This is a genomic window from Providencia sp. Je.9.19, assembly GCF_051129765.1.
Classification (GTDB): domain Bacteria; phylum Pseudomonadota; class Gammaproteobacteria; order Enterobacterales; family Enterobacteriaceae; genus Providencia.
Genome location: NZ_JBCPSS010000001.1, coordinates 1594450 through 1618545 on the forward strand (window position 1 = coordinate 1594450; position 24096 = coordinate 1618545).

Here is a 24096-nt window from a genome sequence, read left to right on the forward strand (position 1 = left end):
ATACTCAGATTTAAATTAAAAGTGCTTAGAACTTCTAAACGGTGACAATATATGCCCTTAAGCTTAGCTAATTACTGACTAAGATTTAAGGACATAAGATAGGTGTGACGGTAACTTCGTGATGAAGTAAAAAAAGACAGGAAAGTAAAAGCCAATGTCACGCGGCGATCCGCATATGACGGTTGGACACTGTTATTCAGTAGATTATGGATCATAGCCCATTAACCCCCAATATAACTGTTTATGCTTTAAAACTTCAAGTTAGCTGTGTTTTCAGCATGTTTTTCATTGAAATTCAAAAGATTATAAACATTCCTGATAGATAGCAGATAACTTGTTTGTTCTGCTGGTATATAACGGGAAACAAGAACCATCCGTTACGGTCGCAGTTTATACATCTATTAGACCAAAAATGCAAAACCAAATTGCATGAATCGAGATAATATTTTGCGAATTGCCATTTTATGCCCCACTTCGTTTTTAATATAAAAACAGCTAGAATTTTTTACGGTATGATACTAAAATAGATAAATAGACGTCTAGATGTTAAAACATCCAATTATAATTCTGCGAATTTTTAAGGTATCAATCTAATGGCCACACACCTATTTACCTCTGAGTCTGTATCAGAAGGGCATCCGGATAAAATTGCTGATCAAATTTCTGATGCAGTCCTCGATGCTATTCTTGAACAAGACCCGAAAGCACGCGTTGCCTGCGAAACCTATGTCAAAACAGGTATGGTAATGGTTGGAGGAGAAATCACCACCAGTGCTTGGGTTGATATTGAAGAAATTACACGTAAAACCGTTCGTGAAATCGGTTATACCAGCTCAGACATGGGCTTTGATGCTAATTCTTGTGCTGTATTGAGCGCTATTGGTAAACAGTCACCAGATATTAACCAAGGTGTTGACCGTGAAAACCCATTAGAGCAAGGCGCAGGTGACCAAGGTATCATGTTTGGTTATGCTACAAATGAAACTGACGTATTAATGCCAGCACCGATTACGTTTGCTCACCGTTTAGTGCAACGCCAAGCTGAAGTGCGTAAAAATGGGACACTTCCGTGGTTACGCCCAGATGCAAAAAGTCAGGTCACATTTAAATACGATAACCATAAAATTGTCGGTATTGATGCGGTTGTTTTATCAACTCAGCACTCTGAAGATATTCATCAAAAAGATTTGCATGAAGCCGTGATGGAAGAAATCATCAAACCTGTGCTACCCGCAGAATGGCTTTCATCAGCAACTAAATACTTTATTAACCCAACAGGCCGTTTTGTTATTGGTGGACCTATGGGAGACTGCGGCTTAACCGGACGTAAAATTATCGTTGATACATACGGCGGTATGGCTCGTCATGGTGGCGGCGCGTTTTCAGGTAAAGATCCCTCTAAAGTTGACCGCTCAGCAGCCTATGCAGCACGCTACGTAGCAAAAAATATTGTTGCCGCAGGTCTTGCAGATCGCTGTGAAATCCAAGTGTCCTACGCTATCGGTGTTGCTGAACCCACATCCATTATGGTAGAAACTTTTGGTACTGGTAAAGTTTCGGAAGAGCAACTCATTACGCTAGTGCGTGAGTTCTTTGATTTACGTCCCTACGGCCTAATTCAAATGCTTGACTTGTTGCACCCAATCTATCAACAAACCGCTTCATACGGTCACTTTGGTCGTTCCCTGTTCCCTTGGGAAAAGACAGATAAAGCAGAAATCTTACGTGCAGCCGCGGGTTTATAAATCGCTGCTTAAGTACGCTTAATTGACTATTTTATTGAGCTATATTTAACATTCTATCGCTCAACTAAAAACCCATCCTAGGATGGGTTTTTGTTTATCTATCTCATATCAAACTATCAGCTAAACTATTTTAATGTTTTTATTATCGTTATTTATCTAGCTAATTTTTTTGACTAAATTGAAAAATAGCCATACCCGCAATCATCGCTAGGGTAAAAATAACACCCTGAATAATCCCCATTCCAGTCAATAATAATGCAGGTCCCGGACAAATACCGGCAAGTCCCCAACCCACACCAAAAAAAATACTTCCGGTCACTAAACTTACGTCTATTTTTTGATTGGTTGGAATTTGAATTGGGCAATTTAATACACTGCTTTTACGCTTTTTAACTAACGCAAAAGCAATGCCGCTAATTGCCATAGCAACGGCCATAGTCACCAGCAAAGATGGATCCCAATTACCGGTTATATCTAAGAAAGCGAGGATTTTAGCGGGATTCCCCATTCCTGCAATAATGAGTCCTAATCCAAATAATAAACCTGAAATTAATGCGATAAGAATTGGCATAATTATTATCCCCCTAGTCCATAACTATTAGAGATAGCAACCGTAATAAAAGCCACAACCATAAAAATCAGTACTGCGACTATTGAACGACGGGAGAATCTAGCCATACCACAGATACCATGACCACTAGTGCAGCCGCCACCTAAACGAGTACCAAATCCAACAAATAAGCCAGCAAGAATTAAAATTGGCATACTTGTCGTTATCACAACCTCTGGACTATAAGCGAAATAAATGAATAATGACGGCGCTATCATGATCCCTAAAATAAATGCGACTTTCCATCCGATATCCCCTTTAATTGGTTTCAATATACCGGCTAAAATACCGCTAATACCTGCTATCCGACCGTTAAAAACCAATAATAATGCGACAGCTAAACCAATCAATACCCCACCGAGTGCAGCCGACAAAGGTGTAAAATGAGCCCAATCGATAGTCATTTTATTTCTCCTGAACAGGGCAATAAAGTTGATATAATGTGTTCAATAATATGAACAATTTTTCATCCGCAATAGCATAATAAATACGTTTTCCTTCACGACGTGTGACAACAAACGCTTCATTACGCAATACCGTTAACTGTTGTGATAAAGTCGGCTGTAGAATACCCAAGGTCTCCTCGAGCTCACTAACACATGCTTCCCCCTGAGTTAACTGACATAATATGATTAACCGATCAGGGTTTCCGAGTATTTTTAAACGCGCCGCGGTTTGAATCGCCGCCAGTTTCATTGCACTAAGTTGTGCTTCTGATGTGTTATTATTCATATTACCCACAAACATTGGCTATGTTATATATAATTACAATATATTTTTTAATATATTAAATGTCAATTATTGCTAGCTAGATATAATTACCATCGCGTACTATTTATAAAACAAAAACAATTTATAGGATAAAAACAATTCGAGTCCCTATCTTTTTACAACAGCGTGTCATGCAGACATTGCGAGCCAAAATTGCCCTCGCAGAGCAAAAATTGGAACAAAAATTTCCAGAGCCTATCGTTAACTATAAGCAACGAGGAACCACCGCAGGCAGTGCTTATCTCAAAGAATGGGAAATTCGTATCAACCCAATATTATTGATAGAAAACCCTGATAACTTTATTGATGAGGTTGTTCCTCATGAACTGGCCCATTTACTGGTTTATCGTGTTTATGGACGCAAGGGTATTTTACCTCATGGCAATGAATGGAAATGGATGATGCAAAGTGTGCTTGAAGTAAGCCCAAGCCGTACCCATAATTTTTCCGTCAGTACAGTAAAAAGTAAAACATTTACCTACCATTGCGCATGTCCTTCAAATCATGAATTAACTATTAGAAGACATAATAAAGTGGTACGAGGCGAGAATCAGTATTTGTGTAAAAAGTGCGGGGAAATTTTGCGAAGAAAAAATGAGGTTGCGGCAGAAAATTAGTCTTCTGCCGCACTAAATTATGGGCGTGTCTTTAAGCAAATTCTTTAAGCAAACTCTGTCATCACAAGTTTTGCAATTTCAAAGTAAATAATAAGACCCGTACCATCAATGAATGTTGCAATAAATGGTGCAGAAACCACCGCAGGATCAACTTTCAATTTTTGCAATACCATTGGGATAATTGAAGCAACAATCGAACTCCACACTGTAATAGCAACAATAGTTAAGCTGACAACAATAGTAACTTCATAGCCGACGCCTAGTATCCAAGCTCGAATCAATGCTGCGCCACCAATTGTGATTGCAACTAAAAAAGATGTCGAAACTTCCTTTCTCAGCACCGTACCCAAATTACGTAAACTCACTTCACCGAGTGCCATTGCTCTCACTAAAGTTGAGGTAATTTGCGTACCACTGTTACCACCGGTTCCAATTAACAATGGAATAAAAAATGCGAGTGAAATCGCCGCTTCCAATTGTTCTTCAAATGCTTTTAAAACAGTACCTGTATAAGCTTCGGCGACAAATAGCATTAATAACCAAACTACACGTTTACGCCATAAAGTAACTGGGCTAGTGGTTAAATAAGGTTCATCAAGTGGCGTTGTCGCACCCTGCAATTGAGCATCAAGCGTATTCTCATCTTCAATCAGTTCAGCAATATCTTGCGGTCGCAAAACACCCATCAATTTACCGAATTGAACTACTGGTATCATATCTAGACCACTATGATTAATCAGATCATAAACGGCATGACGAGATTGCTCAGGCGAGACGGAGAAATAATTGTGTCGCATAATATCGGCTACTAATAAATCTTCTGAAGCCGCTAATAATGATTTAACTGAAAGAATACCATTTAAATAATTATCGCTATCGACAACAAATAAATAAGTGGGAATTTGTTCGCCTTCGAGGTGTTCAATTAAACTAATCTTCACGCTAGCAATTGAGTCAGCAACCGAAACTGGCAAATATGATTGGCTCATATAAGCACTAACAGTTGTATCATCAATTTTAGGTTGCTGGGTATGATTGTTTTTTTGACGTACGTTTTTCACTGCGGACTGTGCAATTGCTACAGTGCCCGCTTTGTTCTGGGTAGTGAATGTCATTTTTTTAGTCCCTATTACTGTTGGTTACTCAAACAGTACTCACATAGGGGCGAAACCAGATGAGAGAATGCGATTGCTATCTCTTCGTCTCGGTTTTAGCACTATACAACGTATCCTGATTAATACAGGAAGTTACATGGGGATATACCTTCGGTCGATATATCCTGTCCTGATCTTGGGCGTCTCTCGACGTCGTCAGATCAGTAACCTATGTTTGTATAGGAGCCTCGCCTAACGAGTTACTGCACTTTGGATGCGGCGCAAATTATACCCACTTAATGATTAATTACTAGCTTTTAAATAAGTCATTATACTGATGGAACTAGGCCGTTTATGTTTTGTTTAAGTTAATATGTAATAAGGATTCATCATGTAACAAGATGTAACTCAGAATAAATTTTGTTATGAAAATTGATTAAAAACACATAATTGCTTTAATAGGCAAACACCATAATCATAAAAAACATTAATCAAATTAATGCGTTATTAAAGATAATAAGCCAGCCTAAGAATAATAAAAATATATTATAAGTTTTCATAAATTAAGCCTTATATAATATAAGCTCAACTCATTTGTCGAGTGGTTATATTACTTAGCTCTATAAAATTAATATTATCCATTTATGCACACTCATATTTAGAGTTAAATAGTATAAGAATAAATACTTACGTAATTATTTAGCTCTAAATATTCAATTAAAAATTTAACTTTTGAATTAAAAGCTTCATTTACCCTATTAATTTAGGATTAAATATCTTTAAATTTAACTTAAAATAATGTGAATTAATTTAACAGTGAATATTTTATTATGGATAAAGTAATCGTTGATATGTTAACAAACTTAACATTTCGAATGAATGATGAAATAAAAATTGCAGCGATATCGGCTTTAGGCGATTTTAAAGCGACAATTGAATATAATGATGCCATTATTCGGATCATTGACTTATGCCAAGACCCTAATAAGGAAGTTGCTATCTCAGCAATAAATACATTGAGTAAATTATCCATCTACTTTGTTTCAGGGAAATTTCCTGAACACTAATTTAGAGTAATAATTAAATTATATTTATTACTGTTATTTTTAATATTAAAAAATCATAAAATAATATTATTTACTGTCCCATTGTTCTAATCCATGAGACAGTCTATTTTTATTATCTTTACTCAAGCGATTTCAACATCACTCTGTAATTGGCAGCTACAAGCTAAAACATAACCCGCATCTATCTCATCTTGAGTTAATGTCATTGTACTCGTTGTCGTATAATTACCCGATAACACTTTTGTTTTACAACTACCACAAACACCGGCACGACATGCAGCAATGACAGGCTGTTTATTTTGTTCTAATGCACTTAGCAATGATGTACCAACGGGCACTTTAAAATCGATTAATCGGTGGCGAATTTTAAGCGTTAATACATCTTCGTTATTCACTGCTTCTGGTTCAGTTGAGAAACGTTCCATAAAAAAATGCTCCGCAGGTACACTCAGATTTTCTGCAAGTTTCTGCGCATTTTTCATATAAGGAACTGGGCCACAGGTCATCACAACCCTTGAAGCAATATCAGGTACTAATACTTTTAGTTTTTCTTCATTCAAACGACCTTCAGCAATACCCCCGTTATCTGGATTCTCTGCCATAATACAAAGTTGCAGTCTATCTGGATAAATATTTGTTAGCTGTTGCCACTCTTCGGCAAAAATGACTTGTTGAGCATCACGGACATTGAATAAAACTTTAACATTTGTTTCAGGGCGATTGGCCATTAACCAACGGGTCATCGACATAATCGGTGTCACGCCACAACCGGCAGCTAGCATCAAATACTGATGACTGTTGACATTCGCACAAGTAAACTCCCCTTGTGCTTCAGAAAGCCAAAGATAATCCCCAGGTTTTACCGCACGAGTTAACCAATTTGAACCAACACCATCGTCTAATCGTCTTACAGTAATAGAGATAAAGCGGCTTTTTCCCGGCGATGAAGAAAGGGTGTAGGCACGCATGACATCCTCACTATTTTTTATACTAACCAATGCATATTGCCCTGGTGAATAAGTATAAAAATCATGATTAATTAAATTAATTGTCCAAACATCCGATGTTTCTTTAATTATAGAATGAATTTGCATTCTATTCGGACATAAATTACTTGGCATTGTCATCCCTTTACTCCTTTAAAGGGGAGAAAACTCCCCTTTTCTCATAACGATATATTAGTTAATAACAACATATAAATAACTATGCAGGTAAAATCTCAGCAAGATCTTGTTCAACTGTCGTAATACTACGCATGCCAAACTTTTCATTTAACACATTTAATAAGTTTTCGGTTAAAAATCCTGGCGCAGTAGGGCCGGTATAAATGTTTTTAACGCCAAGCGCTAATAGTGTTAATAAAATAACAATCGCTTTTTGTTCGAACCAAGATAATATCAAACTCAGGGGTAAATCATTAATTCCACAACCCAATTTTTCAGATAAATTTACAGCTAACATAATGGCAGAATATGCATCATTACATTGCCCAACATCAAGCAAACGCGGCAAACCTTCTAAAGTACCGAAATCTAATTTATTAAAACGATATTTACCACATGCCAAAGTAAGAATTAAACAATCTTGTGGAACACTACGAGCAAAGTCAGTGTAATAACTTCTTTCACCACGGCTACCATCGCAACCGCCAACTAAAAATACATGGCGTAATTTTTTCTGTGAAACTAAATCAATCACAGTATCAGCCGCACCTAACAAAGTTTGACGACCAAATCCAACGGTGATTTTATGTTCTATTTCTGTGTATGGAAAGCCCGACATACCCAATGCTTGCTCAATCATTGGTGTGAAATCATCACCTACTAAGTGTTTCGCTCCTGGCCAACCAACAATACTACGAGTCCAAATTCTATCTTTATATTGTCCAACATCTGGGTCAATAATACAGTTTGAAGTCATTAATACTGAGCCTGGGAATTTAGCAAATTCCACTTGTTGATTTTGCCAACCACTTCCGTAGTTACCCACCAAATGTGAATATTTTTTAAGTTCAGGATAACCATGTGCAGGTAACATTTCACCGTGGGTATAAATGTTAATACCTTTGCCTTCGGTTTGCTCTAATAGCATTTTCAGATCTTTTAAATCATGACCTGAAATTAAAATACATTTGCCCGCAACAGGACGAACATTAACTTCCGTCGGTGCTGGATGACCAAACTCTCCGGTTTCCCCTGCATCTAATATTTCCATGATTTTAAAGTTCATCAGACCAATCGCCATGGAATTATCGAGTAACTCATTCATATCAGCAGGTAATGTGCCTAGCCAGGCCATAATCTCATGATATTGAGCATATATATCATTATCATATTGACCTAATACATGGGCATGTTCCATATAGGCCGCCGCACCTTTTAGGCCATATAGACATAGCATCCGCAAACCATGAATATCTTCACCAATTTGCGCTTTATCAATATCCAGTGAAAATTGTGCTGCTTGTTTTTGTAGTGTTGGGATATCGGTGCCATCTAATTGGAGGTTTATCAATGGATGATTAAATACAACTGCACTATTTACGGACTGACATTGTTTGATTAATTTATCGCGAAAATAGATGGCTTCACGCGCATAACCAATAATACGTTCTGAATCGAAATTTACGTTAGTGAGTGTTGAGAAAAATGCGAGTGGTGCAAAGCTATCGACATCATGATCAATAATACCAAGTTCACGTGCAGTCACTGCGCTTGCTGATAAGCTCTGTAATACAGCAACTAATAAGTCTTGTAGATCAGATGTTTCTGCTGTTTTACCGCACATACCCTGCGCGTATGCACAGCCATTACCCACTGGGGTTTTCATTGTTTGTTCACATTGCACACAGTACATGTTATTCGCCTTTTAAAGTTGCATTTTATATACAACATTAAGATTACCCCTTTCCTAGGAATAAAAAAGTAGATTTGAAGGCTATTTGACAGTTTATTGATCTAAGCTAATGTTTTATATTAATGAGAACTATTATCAATACAAAAAGTATGATATTGCCCAATACTCTTTCTATTTATAGAATTTATTATCACTTATTAATAAAATATAATGTCTATTCATTAGAGTATAATTTTCCTATGATGGGATTTATCATTCCTCTTGCTATACTGTAATCATAAGCTATTGTTATTTAATCGTAAAAAGAGAGTCAATTAAAGATGAAACAGGACAATTCGATAAGCAAATCCACGATAAAAATCCGTTTCGGAATACTTAAACGATTAAAAGAATCTGATAAAACCCCCATTAAAATCCTTATCTTAGCTGCTGTTATTGGTGCTACGGTTGGGCTTATCGGCTCCTTATTTATGTTAGGGACAACATGGATTAGCCATTATCGTATTCATTCAGTCGGCGAATTTGTTACCCATAAATGGTTAATAGTACCAACGATGTTTGTCGTCTCTGCTGTGCTTGCCATGATAGGTTATTATTTAGTGAGACGTTTCTCACCGGAATCCGGAGGCTCTGGTATTCCTGAAATTGAAGGGGCATTACAAGATCTTCGCCCTGTTCGATGGTGGCGAGTGATCCCCGTTAAATTTATCGGCGGTTTAGGCACGCTAGGCTCAGGTATGGTGCTTGGACGTGAAGGACCTACAGTGCAACTTGGTGCCAATATTAGCCAGATGTTTTATGATATTTTTCGTCTTAAAGATAATGAATCACGTCACACATTATTAGCCTCTGGGGCTGCCGCTGGCCTTGCAACTGCATTTAACGCTCCTCTTGCAGGGATCTTATTTATCATCGAAGAAATGCGCCCACAATTTAAATACAGCTTAATCTCCATCAAAGCAGTATTTATTGGCGCAGTCACAGCGACTATCGTATTTAGGATGATTAATGGGGATGCAGCACTATTAAATATTGGGCAATTTTCATCTGCACCACTAAATACCTTATGGCTATATTTAATTTTAGGTATGTTATTTGGTGTTGTCGGTATTTGCTTCAATCGCTTTTTATTATTCCTACAGACGAAATTCCTCGCCTTTTATCAAAATAAAATCTCGCGCTTTGTTTTAATGGGTGGATTGATTGGTGGAGCCTGTGGTGCGATTGGCGTCTATACCCCTGAGATTGTTGGTGGTGGTTATTCCGTCATCTATCAAATGGTCGCTAACAGTTTTACGGTCACCATTTTGTTAGTATTTTTTGCGCTTCGTTTTCTCACGTCAACAATCAGCTTCAGCTCTGGGGCACCAGGCGGAATTTTCTCGCCATTACTTGCTTTAGGGACGTTATTTGGTGGGATTTATGGCTATACCGTTTTGACGCTCTTTCCACAATACCCTATTGAAGTCGGCACTTTTGCTATTGCAGGTATGGGGGCTCTATTTGCGGCGACGGTACGAGCACCTCTCACCGGAATTGTTTTAGTTCTTGAAATGACCAGTAATTACCAACTCATTTTACCCATGATTATTACCTGTATCGGCGCAACAATAGTCGCTCAATTCTTAGGGGGAAGACCACTTTACTCCGTCTTACTTGAAAGAACACTTCAGCGTAGCGCTCAACAAAAGCCAACTGCAACAAGTTCTTCGACAACAAACTAGCTGAATACGGAACAGTATTATTTTATTGAAAGCAATGTTTAAATAGATAACGGGTTGCCAATAGCAACCCGTTATTATATGAAAATAAAACTATTTCTTTTTAGCGATCAAGGTAGCAAAATTAAGTTTGATTCGATTACCTTGCGCATCTGTTTTATGTAAATGCCCCGGATTTTCATTATATTTTAAAATTTCCCAATCCTTGTAGCATTCTTGCAATTCACCCGGCTTTAAAAAACATTTAAAAGGCACCAAGTCTAGTGGTGCATCGGGAGTTTCAACAGGACAAACAATCACATTGATACCACCAGCCAAAGTATGATCTTGCATATCAGCAATCACATTGGCAATTTTATCTCTTTGCAAAAACATCAAGACAACTGTCGATATAATTAAATCATAATCACCCTGAATTTGATGGCTATTAATGTCATAGACTGCGGTATTAATATTATCAACACCCGACTGCTTTTTCACAAACTCAATTGCTTGGATATGCTGTTCATTAATATCCACCGCGGTCACATCATAACCTTGCAAGGCAAGATAGAAACTATTACGGCCTCGACCTGAACCCAAATCCAACGTTTTACATGGTGTAGATAATTTCTGTTCACACAAATAACGTACTTCAGAATGCGGTGTCGTTAATCCATACTCTTTAAAAAATTTAAGTTCTGGCTGACATAAGAATGAAAGCTGACATTGCATATCATCACTACAAGCAGAAATTCGATGCCAAACTTGAGGTTCAATAATCGGAGGTTGGTTATTTACATCAAAAGTAAAGTGCTGCTCACTGTCGTCTTCACCAAAAATAATAAAATCTAGTGAACCTTGTAAGATTTCAAGTTGCGCATAAGAATCTTCTTTGGTGTTATGGCGCTCTTGAAACATTAAAGGAAGAGACGTTTTATTCCAAACAGGCATGGTTTTATAGCTAACTAACTCATTCATATCATCACCAATAAGTTGCATTTTAAATACATCTTATACCGTTCATTTTTTATCTGCAAAGCTTTCATTGATAAATAAACAATGATTTGACTAAAATCAACCTCCTGAAACAACAGGAGGTATCATCAAGATTAGCTTAATAGCCCAATTGCTTAGCACTCAGACCTAAAAATTCAAATGGTATCGTATCTACATAACTATTGGTCGCATCACCTGAATAAATATGGCTCTGCTCTTCACCTAAATCTAATTTTTTAACTTTACCTGTTTCTTTGGAAAAATCGATTTTAGCTAAATCAGTCCAAAAAATATTGGGCGTTAATGCAGATTCAAAAAAGTAAAGTTGGCGTTTATGGTCAACTAAAGTTCTCCAACGTGTTGAAGATATTTCAGGGGAGGTTTCTGACGTTAATCCATAAGGTACTGACACATTGCGAATAACACCAAAAACACTCGCAACAGCTTTATTCGCGGTAGTTTCTTGTGGAATAGCATTTACATAAAATTGTGCACGCGCAAATCTATCGGCTGAGCGATTTGTCCCTGGTAACATTACAGTACCACCAATACCTTGCCAATATTCCTGCATCGCTAACTGTTTTTCATAAGCGGGCGAATTCGTCATCACCTGATATTTTCGACTATGATGAATAACTTGCTTTCCATTAATATATTCGACAATTGCACTGTCGCCACTTGCGTCAGATAGTGATAAATGCAACGTTGCTAAACGTGCTTGCCCCGGTACATTATCCGTAGCAACCAATAATGGTATTTTTTCTAATGCAGTCACCGCTTCTTCAACGGTCGCATAATTATCTAACATGTATTGCGCCCATAACGAAATTGACAGCGCAGGTTGTTTGCTATTTAGTTGCGGATATTCTGATTCAGCTAGCCATAATAAATTAGCGACTAATCCTTTCTCATTAACACCATCTGTAGTCGAAATATCATAACCTGAGGCAATAACGCTACCATATTTTGATGTCCATTTGAGAGAGTTAGGACCCGCGATACCGTTTCTATCCATACCTCGAGGAAATACCCATAAATTAGTGCCGATATCATATTTCCAGTCCATTGTTCGTCCGGTCATTATTTGCTCATTATCCCCAAGATAAACAACTCGGGTACAAGCTTGACTGACCATGGCTGGAATAGAGATAGCCGCAACGGTTAATAATGTCACGATGCTTTTTTTGACTAATTGCATGGTTTCTCCAAGATAGTGAAAAATTAATTTATTACAAAGGTGAATATACCACACCATGAAAACGTGTTTGAGTTTATTTAAATATTGTCTATAGCGCCAATTTACGAGAGGATAGCATACTGCTATTTATAATTTAAAGGCTCTATCACTAAGTAAATTAATGATAGTTCATCTTTTCATGAGGGTTTTAAAAAATCATATTGATAGCAATAAAAATTGGAAGCTTCACTGTTTAGCAAAGCTTCCTCATTATTTTTAATAATTTTCAGTGAACAATTAGTTATTCACTGAGGAAAATAATGTTCTCAGTAGTGAGGCTTTCTTATCATTATCTGGCATTGCTAAAATTTCATCATAGAAACTGATTGAGATATTACAAGCCATATCAGGTGATTTTTGTCCTGCCTTTAAATTACCTAATATCGATACTTTATTACCATATTTTTCAGTTAGTCCGGCCCTTAATGTCGCTAATGTATTGCTGTATTCAGCTTTAGGCATTAATATTTGTTTTACGCCGGCCTCACTTGAAATTAATAACTCGTTTGTAGCTTGTATTTGTTTTAATAAAACCGCTTGGCTTTTTTGTGGTGGAATAATTTCAGCGGTTTCTCTCATGTGAGGAAATAAAGAATAAAAGCAGGTTTTACCTGATGGATCTTCTTCTAATAACACTTTTAAATAGTCATTTACTTTAGATGTAAAATTAATAACCGATTCATCAGACGCATATGGCATGCGCTCTAAAACAAGTTTCATCACACTTCCGACAACTTGATCAAATAATTGCCGACGCAAGTCTTCATTATCCGGATCATACTGAGTAATCAAATGCTCGAAACCTTGATAAGTTTCGGGGCTTATTTTTTTAACTGTCGCAATAATAGGCAACTCTTTTTCCACTTGAACAAGAGCTTTTGAGTGAATAGCAATATTATTTTCGGTTGAAAGTACATTGTTATCTTTGCTTATCCAGTAAAAACCGAATGCAAATGCAATGAAAATGATGATGACAATCAATGCCGTTTTACGTGAACTATTTATATTCAAGATTGCGCTGCCTTTTATTAATAAAACAAATAACGAACACTATTTCCAAGTCATTAATGATATAACCTGAAATAAAAATTATAGGCGCTATTCTATCCTGCAATTGTGTTAGTGAGCTATAGGAATAAGAGTAATTGGTATCCGAAAAAGCAAAAAGCCTTAGATGTTAACACCGAAGGCTTTTTGTATATAAATCATTGTATTACTTCGCTTGAACACCTTCTACTGAAATTAGAAGTTCAGCTTCTTGTGATTTAGGTCCAAGGTCAGACTTTATATTAAAGTCTTTTAACTTAATGTTACCTTGCGCTTCAAAACCAGCACGATAACCACCCCAAGGATCTTTACCTTCACCCATTAATTTCGCATCTAATGTAATTGGTTTAGTCACACCATTTAAAGTGAAATTACCGGTAATTTTATACGTTTCACCCTCTTTTTTCACTTGAGTTGAAACAAATTTAGCTTCTGGGAATTTGGCCGCATTTAAGAAGTCACCACTACGCAAGTGCTTATCGCGCTCAGCGTGGTTTGTATCGATACTTCCGGTTTTAATCGTGACTTCAACGTTATCTTTTGATGGGTCTTTTTCATCATAAGTAAATTGACCATCAAAATCTTTAAAGCTACCGTAAACCCAGCTATAACCTAAATGCTGAATACGAAACTCAATAAAAGCGTGTTGACCTTGTTTATCAAACTGATAAGTTGCTGCAAATGCTGAACCTGCTGTTAATAATAAAGCGCCAGATGCCAGACCAAGAACCGTTTTCTTCAACATAACTTTCTCCACGTTACTTATCGGGATTAAAACCCAATATTCTTTTTAAAGTAATATCACCATCAAAAATGTGATGTTTAAAAGCTGCAAATGCATGTAAAACTGATAACAAAACAACTGCCCAGGCTAAATATAAATGTATTTCACCTGCTGTATCCGCTTGTGTCGCTGCTCCAGTAAATAAAGCAGGTACTTCAAACCAACCAAATACACTAATTGGTTGCCCATCAGCGGTTGAAATTAAATAACCACTAATTAAAATACTGAACAAAATAATGTAAATCAGAATTTGAACAATAATAGAGCTCACTTTAGTTAATTTACTATAGCTTGCTAATGGCTTTGGTGGAGGTGAAATAAATCGCCATACCACACGAAATGCCATAATAATAAAGAGTAATATTCCTATACTCTTGTGTATCTCAGGTGCTTGATGATACCAACTGTCATAATATCCCAGAGAGACCATCCATAAACCTAAGGCAAACATTCCATATACGACGATTGCGACCAACCAATGTACGAGCAAAGAGATATGCCCATAACGGGTGGTATTATTTTTCCATTGCATAATTAAAACCATATAGATTTAAGGGTAATTATTTAATTAACAAAACCGTAACCATGATAAGGTTAATCTCTTGATATTCCTATCCCAAAGTTAAACAAATATTTTGTTGAAGATATTCAAATAGTATCAACATAATAAACAAATAGATTAAAATAAAAATTTGTCTAGCTAAAACACTAAAAGTTTAATAAAGATTCATCCATTTTTGTAAATAACAGTTACAAACCTAATATTACAATCAGTTGATTAATTCAATTTGAATATAACTTATAATTTTAAAATATATCACTTTATGATTTAATTTTTAAAATCATTTGTAGATACACAGATTACACTTTAGATTAGCTTATTGTATGCTAATTTTCCTATCACACTATAGGCTGATCTTATGTATAAACTTTGGATAGCAAATAAAAACTACTCTTCATGGTCCTTACGCCCTTGGGTATTACTAAAAACATTACAAATTCCATTTGAAGAAAATCTCTGTTTCTTCGAAAACGGTAAGAGCAGCCATGAAAAATTCAGCCGTTTTTCACCCACAGGATTAGTGCCTTGTTTAGTCGATGGTCAACAAACCGTCTGGGATTCCTTAGCTATTTGTGAATATGTAGCTGAAGAATTCCCTCAAGTTTGGCCTACAGATAAAATAGCAAGAGCATGGGCTCGAAGTGCCAGTGCAGAAATGCATTCCGGTTTTACCGCTTTACGCCAGCAATGCGCGATGAATGTGAGTATGCAATCGCCTATAGAGACCATTTCACGCGAATTACAAGCAGATCTCAATCGAATACAGCAATTATGGCAAGATGGACTTGATGCCTTTGGCGGGCCATGGTTAGCCGGCAGTAAATTTACCGCTGTCGATGCCTTTTTTGCTCCTGTTGCATTTCGAATTCGTAGCTATCAGCTACCTGTTAATGATACGGCCAATCTTTGGGTTCAGCGTGTTATCTCTCTTCCTGCTATGCAGGAATGGTATCAAGCCAGTTTACAAGAACCACCTATTACTCATTAACGCACTGATGAACAGCTAAAAAATAGCCGCGTTGTCAACAACACGGCTATTTAACTCTATTTCCAACTAGTTTTCATTGATGAATAAAAAATCATCTGTACGAACATCAAAATTACTATTTAATCAATAAGTTCATCTTTCAATCAGACATTGATTATGCTTTACTCACATCGCATTTTATAGGCTTTCATCCCAAGGATCAGCGGTCATAACATTGCCTGTTGGAGTATGCAAAGTCACTTGATCATTTTTAAACCATTGGGCTAAAGAAAAACCACCCTTTGGCGTTTCAACATAAATATCAATTGGACAATAAGGGGTATTTGCCTTAATTGCAAAATCAGCAAAATCTTCTTTTTGATGACGTGTTGGGCATTTAATGACTACATCAAGGTCGCCATCTGAAAGCATACTTTGAATATCTGTCGCCAACGTATATGCACAACTTCCCGTAACACCCCATTTCCATGGCCAATTATGCTGAGAAATCAGTAATAAAACTTGTACTGGCGGCAAAGCGATAAACATCGAACGTTGTAATTCAATAGAATTAGACACTAAAGATTCGATATTCATAATATGCGTGATTGCAGATTTATCGATTTGTGTTGTCACTCGTTGTGAAGGTCGTATCCCTCGAATTGAAACAGTTAATTTCCCATCGTCAGCTTTTTCCCTAAACACAATAAGAGGAAGTCGGCTGTTCCACTGAGATTTAACCCATTCAGGAAGTGATTCAATAGGGACGTCGCTATTGCTACCGACCCAAACAAAATCATGAGGGTTTATAATTTGCATTTATTCTTCCTTTATTATCATGACAACTTGCTCTATCACTATTATGCATTTTTTAGAAAAAAAAACACAACGACCTGAATAACAATATTTTATTGTTTACTACAAGTGCCTATTTTACTGACAATAAATTGAATAACATATTATCCTTTCATAATATGTTATTATTTAATTCTCTTAATAATTAATGAGTTAATCAACAAATTATGAGCATCTTATTGTGAGCGTCTTATTATGAGGACATTACCTGCCATCCATGATGGGATCATTTTCAGTTGCTGTATGTTACTAAGTGCAGGAGCAGCTTTTGCAATTTTAGATGTGCAAGCCGCCATGTGGGCAGCATTTTCTACTTTATACTCTTTCAATCTGTTTAATGCCGCCAAAGAGTATAAAAATTATGCTTATACCGCTTTTTGGTTAGCCATGATTTTAGTCGCCATTTTAATTGGTGATACACTACGTTTAGGTATAGGCTTTTATATCTATTTAGCTGTTTTTTCTTTTATTTATTACCAACTATACGGTACAGATCCTGCGATGGACTTGACGATGAAATTTATGATTATCATGTCAACCATCGGCACCATATTGCCCGATATATCAAAAAGCTTAGCACTCGGTTTTGTCATTGGTAGTGGTATTACTTTAGTGACCAACTATATATTGAGTCATAAAGTTTATCGCCATTCAGTTATTAGCAGTAGTTTAGTCGAACAAAACTTATTTACCCTGCGCAAAAATATTATTCCCCGAGCCATGACTTATACTCTCGGATTATTGCTAACATTAGCCATTCCAAGAATGTTCGATCTTGGACATTTTTATTGGACATTACTGACCTTCGTTTTTGTGTTACACCCTAAATCACAAAGTATTATTCACATCACCTTACAAAGAGTTGCCGGAAGTTTAATTTCCGTTGTACTGCTTTATTTCCTGTTTAATACTCCGCTCATGCCTTATATTGGTTTGAGCGCTATTGTGATTTTTGCGTTTCTCATGCCAATGAGTTTTCATCATGGCTATACATTTATGACATTTGTGGTAACTAGCCTAATACTGTCTATTCTTGAACAAGTTATTTATTGGCGTCATCCCGCCTATGTTCTACTGTTTGATAGAGTATTAGAAACAGCCCTTGGTGGCGCGATTGCTATTGTTACCAGTATTATTTTAAAGCTATTTAGAGAAGCAAAATAGCCCTAATAATAGGGCTATTAGAATAATTACCAAGGTAAAGGCGCTTTCTCTTCATTTGCATGCTCACCATAATACAGTGAAGGTAAAAAACGCGACAAATACGTAAATTCATTGTAACAATGGCGCATGAGTTCTAATCCGATTTCATCAGGTAACTCATGTTCTGGTGAAGATAACGATGCCCCTAATAAAAAACGACTTCGTAGCACACAACCAAACTCAGTATCACGCGTTAAATGCATCATTTTACCATCGAGTGGATAGCCATTCTTATCCATTAGCACATTGTCACCAAATCCAATTGATGCACAAACAGCACCCGAAATTGATTTGTTTTCAATTGCTTCATGTAATTTTTGCTCATCAAAAAAATCTTTTGCTTCTCTAAATTTAAGTTTTGCCGCAACAGGTGGAATATTGCCTAAAGACTCCACAGCATGAATTGATGCGCCAATAAAGCTTTGCCCTTTCTGCCATTTTTCATCCCAGCCTCTGTGCTCTACATGATCATGGGGATGCCACCAGCGAATATGTTGCGTTGTTTCAAAAAAAGTAAACCACCATTCAAGCATTCGACCTTTACAACCATGTAAGTCTGTACGTACCGCAATAGTTAACAAGCCCTCACTGTCACGCTCAATACCCATTTCAAGACGTAATGGCTTCGATAATAATAATTCATTGATGTTATCTACTGCCCATGTTTTATTCGTTGTCATCACTCACCTCATTTAGGAAACTAAATTTGTTTCTTAATTATATTTGATGTAAAATAAAACAAAGTCAAGAAAAAAATTTAAGGATATCCCTTTATGTCAACACCTGAATTACCTAAGCAAACCCGAGGTAGACCTAGCGTTCCAGAGAGTGAATTGAAAGAAAAAATTATTCAAGCAACGGCCGAATCTCTGATTGAAAATGGATACCAATTCACCACTATCGATAATATTGCAAAACGTGCAGGTGTCGCTAAAAAAACAATTTATCGTTTCGTAGATAATCGTGAAGCACTGATAGAGCTAGTTATTTTGAGTTGGACTGATAGTTTCGTCCCTCTGTTTGAACGTGAAGCAAGTTCCATTGATGAATTCTTTGATTTGTTAGCCTGTAATCTAAATGCAATCGCCCAAAAAGTGTTATCTCCCAGCGCCGTGGGTCTATATCGATTACTGCAAACAGATTTTAACCAAAAAAATATTCTGCTCGATAAGTATCAAAGAAGCGGTATAGAACGTAGTCGATATTTACTCAAACAATGGCTTGCTATTCATGCCGATAAGCAACTCATTAATAACCATGACTTTACGGTTATGAGTGATTTGATTTTATCCATGGCAATTGCGGAACCTTTAAGACAAATATCGCTAGGGATCATTCCCCCTGGTATGACACCTGAATTAGAACAACGAATCCAACACATCATCTGTTTATGCAGATTTGCGTTGCAGATAGTATAAAATACGCAAAGTTTTTTTAATTGATTGAGAGTCAGGACATAACGCTAACGGCAACCGTGCTCTATACTTTAAAAATGAATCTAAAGTATCGATATCATGAGAGGCAAAAAATGAAAATATCCATCATTGGCGCAACAGGGTTTGTGGGTAAAGCATTAGTTAATGAAGCCTTACTACGTCATCATCAGGTGACTGCCATCTCTCGCCATAGCAATCAACTACCACAACATGCAAGGCTCATCACCGCAACAGGTGACATCACGGATGTTTCTTGGCTCACGGCAAGATTGAAAGGACAAGATGTTGTCATTAGTGCCTTCAATGGCGGCTGGCAAAATCCTAATTTATATCAAGACACGGTGGCAGGTAATCGAGCAATTTTACAAGCCGTAAAAAACTCACTCGTTAAACGCTTTATTGTGGTTGGTGGCGCTGGCAGTCTTGAAATCGCGCCCGGTGTCGATTTAATTGATTCACCTAATTTTCCTGCGGAAATAAAACCAGGTGCAGAAGCAGTCAGGGAATTAAAGAAACAGTTACAAACTATCGACGATATTGATTGGACCTTTGTTTCACCTGCCGCAGTACTTGAACCGGGAGAACGAACCGAAACATTTCGTCTTGGTGGCAATCAATTACTGATGAATGGCAATGTACCCGCTAAAATCTCAGTCGAAGATCTTGCGGTTGCAATACTGGATGAAGCCGAAAATGCACAGTTTATTCGCCAGCAATTTACCGCAGCTTACTAGCTTTTGAATCATTTAAGCAAAAAAATGCCGGTAATTATTACCGGCAAAGAATAAATAACAGATTTGGTTTCAACTTAACGACATATTCTATAACTTATTTTTCACGATGCTTGGCTGCATATACTTCACTATTGACCCAATTGTGATCTTTTTCCCACGTAAATAACCATTTACGTGTTGGACCTGCCATCACATTCAAATAATAGTTATCATAACCCGCAACGGTTGCCATTGGGTGATATCCCTTTGGCACCATGACCACATCTTTATTATACACCGCCATACACTCATCTAATTCACGATCATCAGTGTATACCCGTTGCATACAAAACCCTTGTGACGGATTCAAACGATGGTAATAAGTTTCTTCTAAATAAGTTTCATTTGGTTCGTTATCCACATCATGTTTATGACTTGGATAAGAACTTGTGCAACCTTCATCAGTGAAAACTTCAACAACTAATAAGCTATCCGCCGCCTTATCATCAGGTAAAATGTTATGAACATAGCGCTTATTAAAACCATGGCCGCGTTGTTCTGCATTAATATCTTTAGGCTCAATTAAACGCGTTGGGTAAGTTCCTTTTCCTTTAGCACGACAAACTGCAAGCTCAAGTGCCGTTTCTGCTTTAACTTCAGCAAACTCATTAGCTGTCACATATACCGCATAAGGTTTCTTACGCTCAAATGGGTCCATGCGATCGCCGATATTTTCAAATGTTTGTGCAGGTGTTTTCACCGAAGCTTTACCAGCGACTAATACCAAACACATTTCATTATCCGATGCCGGTAAGGAAATTGACTCACCCTGCTTTAATTCATAAACATCAAAATGTACGTATCCCCAATGTGCGGACTCAGGCGTAATATGCTGAGTACGCTTATCTGTATCCGGAGCATGGTACTTTGATAATAATTTAGACATATCGCTTACCTCTTTATACCCGTCGAGCACTTAGACTTAAATCAGACCTGCATCTTTAGCAAATTTATGTAGGTTATTGTACCCTAAAGTCGCATAAGTCAATGGATGCGCAATAGAAGGGTCTTGCTCTGCTTCAACCACTAACCAACCATTCTCATACTGGCTATTTTTCAATACCTTAAAGACTTCCGGATAATTAACACAACCGTCACCCGGTACGGTGAACACACCCGCTAATACTGCATTCAGAAAACTGGTTTTCCGATTTTTGACATCTTTTAATACGTCTGGGCGTACATCTTTGCAATGCACGTGATTAATACGTTTCGCCCAACGTTTTGCCACTTCCACCGGATCGGCACCTGCAAAGGTTAAATGCCCTGTATCTAACAATAAACCGACTTCATCACCGGTATATTTCATCAAATTATCAACATCTTCCGCAGACTCAATTACCGTCCCCATGTGATGGTGATAAGCAATTTGTACACCTTGAGATAATGTATATTTCGCAAACTCAGTCAATTTTTTACCGTATTCTTCCCACTGATCTGCTGGGAATAATGGGCGCATATGAACAGGTTTATCTTGGTCACCGTGAATACAATGAGTCACCTCAGCAAAAACCATTACTTTAGCGCCAAGATCACGCAGTAATGCAAGATGGTCTTGCGCCGCTGCAATTTCTTCTTCCACGCTGCGAGTCAGTAATTCACCTGAATACCAGCCTGAAACTAATTTTAAATCGTGCTGCTCTAAAATAGGACCCAAAATTTCAGCTTTACGCGGAAATTTGTTACCCAATTCAAAACCAGCGAATCCTGCCTGACGGCCTTCTGTTAGACAAGTTTCCAGAGTCGTTTCCGCCCCCAATGTTGGTAAATCATCATTGGTCCACGTTAAAGGGTTAATACCAAGTTGGATTGCCATGATGAAGCTCCTGTGTAGGTAAAAGTAATATTATTTACGCTGACGCCATAAGGCTATCAGGTTGAGGTAATTAGTTTTAATCATCTGTACCAGCTCGTCATCGTTGATTTCCCCTTTCATCCACTCTAATGAAGGTTTACCAAACAATGTCCGTCCGACAGCAAATCCTTTTACTATGGATTTACCCGCTGCCGCATTGAAACCTGCCTGAAGCTCAGCTTGTGGCGCATCAAGGCCCAAAAGAACCACACCACGACAATAAGGGTCACGCTCTTGAATTAAACTATCAACTGCGTCCCAATTTTCGGCTTGTAAAGGCGGTAATTTCCACCAGTCCGGTTTAATGCCTAAATTATAAAAACGTTTTATTGCCCGTAGATAGAGCTCATCATTACGCTCCATATCAGCAGGTAGAATAATCTCTAGCAATAATTCATGCCCTGATTGGCAACAGGCGCTATACACTTCTTGAACCGTTTTTTCTTGTTCAAGACGCAGAGGATGATTATCTTCTGGATGGAAAAAGACTAAACATTTTACAATGTGTTCTTTCGGCCAGCTAACCAGTTGAGAGCCAATATTTCCATGCTCTAAACAAAGTGGTCTTGAAGCAGGCAACTCAATTGGACGCCCTATCCACCAGCCTTGTCCGGTCGCATCATTTAAAACATCTTGTCCAAAAGTACTGTCACAAAGTAATCCCGCTTTCCCTTTCAGGTTAGCTTCTTGAGCCACTTCACGGCTGGCTCGGAAAATGAGTTTTTTCAGATAGGGAATACAGTCAATGTCAACACCAGCAGTACGCGCCATATCGACAAATTGAATACGATGATCAAATGCCATGACACAAAGTTCTTCCCACTGTGTCCCCCGCGTAGTCACGCGATGCAAATGATTCAAGATAGGATCTAAATCAGGACGAGGCACTGATGCCGCACGTTCAAGGTAATTATCTAACTCAATTTTAGATGGCATTGCAGGGGCGCAGCCATGACGAGAAACCACCAAAGCGCCACAAGCATTAGCATAAGCGCAAGCTTTCTCCCAACCTTCACCATTCAAATAGCCACGTAGCAAGCCAGACATAAAAGCATCACCTGCGCCTAACACGTTTAGAACATCAACTCGAACGCCATGAACAGTAATACCTTCGTCTAAAGTTTCAGGAATTGCACCACTATATACTGAGCAGCCTAGTGAACCTCGTTTACAAACTAATTCAGCATGACTGATTTTACGAATATTTTTCAATGCTTGAATAGTGTCCGTTGTACCACCTGCAATGTGGAACTCTTCTTCCGTTCCCACAATCAAATCAAACATTGACAATACTTCTTGCAGTTCTTCTGTCACTTTGTCAGATGCAATAAATCGTGTTTCGCCATCCCCCAGAGAAGTGAGTCCCCACAAGACAGGGCGATAATCGATATCAATAGCCGTCTTAACATTATTACGTTTGGCATATTCCAGTGCTTTTAACACCGCGGCACGCGTTTTAGGGTTTGATAAATGAGTGCCTGTAATCGCTAAGCAACGAGCTGATGCAATGTACTCTTCAGTAAAGTCATCAGGTGTGATAGCCATATCAGCACAATTTTCACGATAAAAAATCAACGGAAAAGTATCTTGATCTTTGATGCCCAAAATAACCAATGCAGTTAAGCGATCTTTATCGGTAATCAGATTACTGGTATCACAGCCAACACGTTGCAATTCTTCACGTAAAAAACGACCCATATGTTCATCACCAACACGAGCAAGCATTGATGATTTTAAGCCTTGTATTGCAGTACCAAATGCAACGTTTCCAGAAGAACCGCCTAGATACTTAGCAAAACTACTCATATCTTCTAATCGAGAACCTATCTGTTGTCCGTAAAGGTCAACGGCAATACGGCCCATACAGATAACATCTAACTTCTTCTGCTTATCCATTAATCACCCCTTAACTACAACA

At 37.7% G+C, this 24096-nt stretch carries 24 protein-coding genes and 1 riboswitch; of the genes, 8 read left to right on the forward strand and 16 right to left on the reverse strand.

Annotation, left to right across the window (positions count from 1 at the left end):
* The first annotated feature begins 593 nt into the window (after positions 1-593).
* Entirely contained in the window at positions 594-1745 is a 1152-nt protein-coding gene (metK, locus tag AAZR93_RS07295; RefSeq protein ID WP_294103187.1) for a methionine adenosyltransferase, read from the forward strand.
* A gap of 160 nt (positions 1746-1905) precedes the next feature.
* Here metK and AAZR93_RS07300 read toward each other — a convergent pair whose 3' ends face one another.
* The 3 genes from AAZR93_RS07300 to AAZR93_RS07310 are packed head-to-tail and all read right to left on the reverse strand — an operon-like array spanning position 1906 to position 3087.
* Positions 1906-2316 carry a DUF6691 family protein gene (locus AAZR93_RS07300; RefSeq protein WP_434719378.1) on the reverse strand — a complete coding sequence of 137 codons (411 nt, stop codon included), beginning with the start codon at positions 2314-2316 and terminating at the stop codon, positions 1906-1908.
* A 5-nt stretch (positions 2317-2321) separates the two neighbouring features.
* Positions 2322-2759, reverse strand: a complete 438-nt coding sequence (locus tag AAZR93_RS07305) for a YeeE/YedE family protein (protein ID WP_434719379.1) — start codon at positions 2757-2759, stop codon at positions 2322-2324.
* A gap of 1 nt (position 2760) precedes the next feature.
* Positions 2761-3087 carry an ArsR/SmtB family transcription factor gene (locus AAZR93_RS07310; RefSeq protein ID WP_294103181.1) on the reverse strand — a complete coding sequence of 109 codons (327 nt, stop codon included), beginning with the start codon at positions 3085-3087 and terminating at the stop codon, positions 2761-2763.
* A 128-nt stretch (positions 3088-3215) separates the two neighbouring features.
* On the opposite strand from AAZR93_RS07310, the gene AAZR93_RS07315 reads away from it, so the two are divergent.
* The gene (locus tag AAZR93_RS07315; protein WP_434719651.1) at positions 3216-3743 is read left to right on the forward strand and encodes a SprT family zinc-dependent metalloprotease; all 528 of its coding nucleotides are present in this window, start codon (positions 3216-3218) and stop codon (positions 3741-3743) included.
* A gap of 44 nt (positions 3744-3787) precedes the next feature.
* Here AAZR93_RS07315 and AAZR93_RS07320 read toward each other — a convergent pair whose 3' ends face one another.
* Entirely contained in the window at positions 3788-4858 is a 1071-nt protein-coding gene (locus AAZR93_RS07320; protein ID WP_294103179.1) for a magnesium transporter, read from the reverse strand.
* A 73-nt stretch (positions 4859-4931) separates the two neighbouring features.
* A riboswitch (M-box (ykoK) riboswitch) is annotated at positions 4932-5104 on the reverse strand.
* A gap of 563 nt (positions 5105-5667) precedes the next feature.
* On the opposite strand from AAZR93_RS07320, the gene AAZR93_RS07325 reads away from it, so the two are divergent.
* On the forward strand, positions 5668-5904 hold the full coding sequence (locus tag AAZR93_RS07325) for a HEAT repeat domain-containing protein (protein ID WP_434719380.1): 237 nt from the start codon (positions 5668-5670) through the stop codon (positions 5902-5904).
* A gap of 122 nt (positions 5905-6026) precedes the next feature.
* Here the strand turns inward: AAZR93_RS07325 and hcr are convergent, their stop codons facing one another.
* Both hcr and hcp read right to left on the reverse strand, forming a co-directional pair.
* A complete protein-coding gene (hcr, locus tag AAZR93_RS07330; RefSeq protein WP_336428878.1) occupies positions 6027-7031 on the reverse strand; it encodes an NADH oxidoreductase in 1005 nt (334 codons plus the stop codon).
* A gap of 76 nt (positions 7032-7107) precedes the next feature.
* Positions 7108-8760 carry a hydroxylamine reductase gene (hcp, locus tag AAZR93_RS07335; protein WP_434719381.1) on the reverse strand — a complete coding sequence of 551 codons (1653 nt, stop codon included), beginning with the start codon at positions 8758-8760 and terminating at the stop codon, positions 7108-7110.
* Between the two features lie 320 nt (positions 8761-9080).
* On the opposite strand from hcp, the gene clcA reads away from it, so the two are divergent.
* Positions 9081-10484: a H(+)/Cl(-) exchange transporter ClcA gene (clcA, locus tag AAZR93_RS07340; protein WP_294103169.1), complete on the forward strand. Its 1404-nt coding sequence runs from the start codon at positions 9081-9083 to the stop codon at positions 10482-10484.
* A gap of 90 nt (positions 10485-10574) precedes the next feature.
* Here the strand turns inward: clcA and tehB are convergent, their stop codons facing one another.
* The 5 genes from tehB to AAZR93_RS07365 all read right to left on the reverse strand — a co-directional run bounded on the left by tehB (position 10575) and on the right by AAZR93_RS07365 (position 15059).
* Complete coding sequence (tehB, locus tag AAZR93_RS07345; protein ID WP_434719382.1) at positions 10575-11462, reverse strand: SAM-dependent methyltransferase TehB; 888 nt, start codon at positions 11460-11462, stop codon at positions 10575-10577.
* Between the two features lie 115 nt (positions 11463-11577).
* Entirely contained in the window at positions 11578-12657 is a 1080-nt protein-coding gene (locus AAZR93_RS07350) for a linear amide C-N hydrolase (RefSeq protein WP_294103162.1), read from the reverse strand.
* Between the two features lie 276 nt (positions 12658-12933).
* Positions 12934-13707 (reverse strand): topoisomerase IV, encoded by a 774-nt coding sequence (locus tag AAZR93_RS07355; RefSeq protein ID WP_434719383.1) that lies wholly within the window; start codon positions 13705-13707, stop codon positions 12934-12936.
* Positions 13708-13909: 202 nt separating this feature from the next.
* Positions 13910-14488 carry a YceI family protein gene (locus AAZR93_RS07360; protein WP_294103156.1) on the reverse strand — a complete coding sequence of 193 codons (579 nt, stop codon included), beginning with the start codon at positions 14486-14488 and terminating at the stop codon, positions 13910-13912.
* A 13-nt stretch (positions 14489-14501) separates the two neighbouring features.
* Complete coding sequence (locus AAZR93_RS07365; RefSeq protein ID WP_434719384.1) at positions 14502-15059, reverse strand: cytochrome b; 558 nt, start codon at positions 15057-15059, stop codon at positions 14502-14504.
* 388 nt (positions 15060-15447) lie between these two features.
* On the opposite strand from AAZR93_RS07365, the gene AAZR93_RS07370 reads away from it, so the two are divergent.
* Positions 15448-16077, forward strand: coding sequence for a glutathione S-transferase family protein (locus tag AAZR93_RS07370; protein WP_434719385.1), 630 nt, complete (start codon positions 15448-15450; stop codon positions 16075-16077).
* 177 nt (positions 16078-16254) lie between these two features.
* On the opposite strand, the gene AAZR93_RS07375 is transcribed toward AAZR93_RS07370, so the two are convergent.
* Positions 16255-16875 carry a malonate decarboxylase holo-ACP synthase gene (locus tag AAZR93_RS07375; protein ID WP_434719386.1) on the reverse strand — a complete coding sequence of 207 codons (621 nt, stop codon included), beginning with the start codon at positions 16873-16875 and terminating at the stop codon, positions 16255-16257.
* 231 nt (positions 16876-17106) lie between these two features.
* Between AAZR93_RS07375 and AAZR93_RS07380 the strand changes: the two genes are divergently transcribed.
* Complete coding sequence (locus AAZR93_RS07380) at positions 17107-18075, forward strand: FUSC family protein (protein WP_294103148.1); 969 nt, start codon at positions 17107-17109, stop codon at positions 18073-18075.
* 26 nt (positions 18076-18101) lie between these two features.
* Here AAZR93_RS07380 and AAZR93_RS07385 read toward each other — a convergent pair whose 3' ends face one another.
* A complete protein-coding gene (locus AAZR93_RS07385) occupies positions 18102-18794 on the reverse strand; it encodes a DAPG hydrolase family protein (protein WP_294103146.1) in 693 nt (230 codons plus the stop codon).
* 93 nt (positions 18795-18887) lie between these two features.
* Between AAZR93_RS07385 and AAZR93_RS07390 the strand changes: the two genes are divergently transcribed.
* Together AAZR93_RS07390 and AAZR93_RS07395 are read left to right on the forward strand one after the other, a co-directional pair.
* Complete coding sequence (locus AAZR93_RS07390) at positions 18888-19532, forward strand: TetR/AcrR family transcriptional regulator (RefSeq protein ID WP_434719387.1); 645 nt, start codon at positions 18888-18890, stop codon at positions 19530-19532.
* 110 nt (positions 19533-19642) lie between these two features.
* The gene (locus tag AAZR93_RS07395; protein WP_434719388.1) at positions 19643-20284 is read left to right on the forward strand and encodes an NAD(P)-dependent oxidoreductase; all 642 of its coding nucleotides are present in this window, start codon (positions 19643-19645) and stop codon (positions 20282-20284) included.
* A 94-nt stretch (positions 20285-20378) separates the two neighbouring features.
* Here AAZR93_RS07395 and iolB read toward each other — a convergent pair whose 3' ends face one another.
* The 3 genes from iolB to AAZR93_RS07410 are packed head-to-tail and all read right to left on the reverse strand — an operon-like array spanning position 20379 to position 24074.
* Positions 20379-21209, reverse strand: coding sequence for a 5-deoxy-glucuronate isomerase (gene iolB, locus AAZR93_RS07400; RefSeq protein WP_434719389.1), 831 nt, complete (start codon positions 21207-21209; stop codon positions 20379-20381).
* A gap of 36 nt (positions 21210-21245) precedes the next feature.
* Positions 21246-22139, reverse strand: a complete 894-nt coding sequence (gene iolE, locus AAZR93_RS07405; RefSeq protein WP_294103131.1) for a myo-inosose-2 dehydratase — start codon at positions 22137-22139, stop codon at positions 21246-21248.
* 30 nt (positions 22140-22169) lie between these two features.
* Positions 22170-24074, reverse strand: coding sequence for a bifunctional 5-dehydro-2-deoxygluconokinase/5-dehydro-2-deoxyphosphogluconate aldolase (locus tag AAZR93_RS07410; protein ID WP_434719390.1), 1905 nt, complete (start codon positions 24072-24074; stop codon positions 22170-22172).
* Positions 24075-24096: the final 22 nt, after the last annotated feature.

Coding starts and splice junctions, on each gene's coding strand:
- metK (WP_294103187.1), top strand. CDS start 594: ATGGCCACACACCTATTTACCTCTGAGTCTGTATCAGAAGGGCATCCG.
- AAZR93_RS07300 (WP_434719378.1), bottom strand. CDS start 2,316: ATGCCAATTCTTATCGCATTAATTTCAGGTTTATTATTTGGATTAGGA.
- AAZR93_RS07305 (WP_434719379.1), bottom strand. CDS start 2,759: ATGACTATCGATTGGGCTCATTTTACACCTTTGTCGGCTGCACTCGGT.
- AAZR93_RS07310 (WP_294103181.1), bottom strand. CDS start 3,087: ATGAATAATAACACATCAGAAGCACAACTTAGTGCAATGAAACTGGCG.
- AAZR93_RS07320 (WP_294103179.1), bottom strand. CDS start 4,858: ATGACATTCACTACCCAGAACAAAGCGGGCACTGTAGCAATTGCACAG.
- AAZR93_RS07325 (WP_434719380.1), top strand. CDS start 5,668: ATGGATAAAGTAATCGTTGATATGTTAACAAACTTAACATTTCGAATG.
- hcr (WP_336428878.1), bottom strand. CDS start 7,031: ATGACAATGCCAAGTAATTTATGTCCGAATAGAATGCAAATTCATTCT.
- hcp (WP_434719381.1), bottom strand. CDS start 8,760: ATGTACTGTGTGCAATGTGAACAAACAATGAAAACCCCAGTGGGTAAT.
- clcA (WP_294103169.1), top strand. CDS start 9,081: ATGAAACAGGACAATTCGATAAGCAAATCCACGATAAAAATCCGTTTC.
- tehB (WP_434719382.1), bottom strand. CDS start 11,462: ATGCAACTTATTGGTGATGATATGAATGAGTTAGTTAGCTATAAAACC.
- AAZR93_RS07350 (WP_294103162.1), bottom strand. CDS start 12,657: ATGCAATTAGTCAAAAAAAGCATCGTGACATTATTAACCGTTGCGGCT.
- AAZR93_RS07360 (WP_294103156.1), bottom strand. CDS start 14,488: ATGTTGAAGAAAACGGTTCTTGGTCTGGCATCTGGCGCTTTATTATTA.
- AAZR93_RS07365 (WP_434719384.1), bottom strand. CDS start 15,059: ATGCAATGGAAAAATAATACCACCCGTTATGGGCATATCTCTTTGCTC.
- AAZR93_RS07370 (WP_434719385.1), top strand. CDS start 15,448: ATGTATAAACTTTGGATAGCAAATAAAAACTACTCTTCATGGTCCTTA.
- AAZR93_RS07375 (WP_434719386.1), bottom strand. CDS start 16,875: ATGCAAATTATAAACCCTCATGATTTTGTTTGGGTCGGTAGCAATAGC.
- AAZR93_RS07380 (WP_294103148.1), top strand. CDS start 17,107: ATGAGGACATTACCTGCCATCCATGATGGGATCATTTTCAGTTGCTGT.
- AAZR93_RS07385 (WP_294103146.1), bottom strand. CDS start 18,794: ATGACAACGAATAAAACATGGGCAGTAGATAACATCAATGAATTATTA.
- AAZR93_RS07390 (WP_434719387.1), top strand. CDS start 18,888: ATGTCAACACCTGAATTACCTAAGCAAACCCGAGGTAGACCTAGCGTT.
- AAZR93_RS07395 (WP_434719388.1), top strand. CDS start 19,643: ATGAAAATATCCATCATTGGCGCAACAGGGTTTGTGGGTAAAGCATTA.
- iolB (WP_434719389.1), bottom strand. CDS start 21,209: ATGTCTAAATTATTATCAAAGTACCATGCTCCGGATACAGATAAGCGT.
- iolE (WP_294103131.1), bottom strand. CDS start 22,139: ATGGCAATCCAACTTGGTATTAACCCTTTAACGTGGACCAATGATGAT.
- AAZR93_RS07410 (WP_434719390.1), bottom strand. CDS start 24,074: ATGGATAAGCAGAAGAAGTTAGATGTTATCTGTATGGGCCGTATTGCC.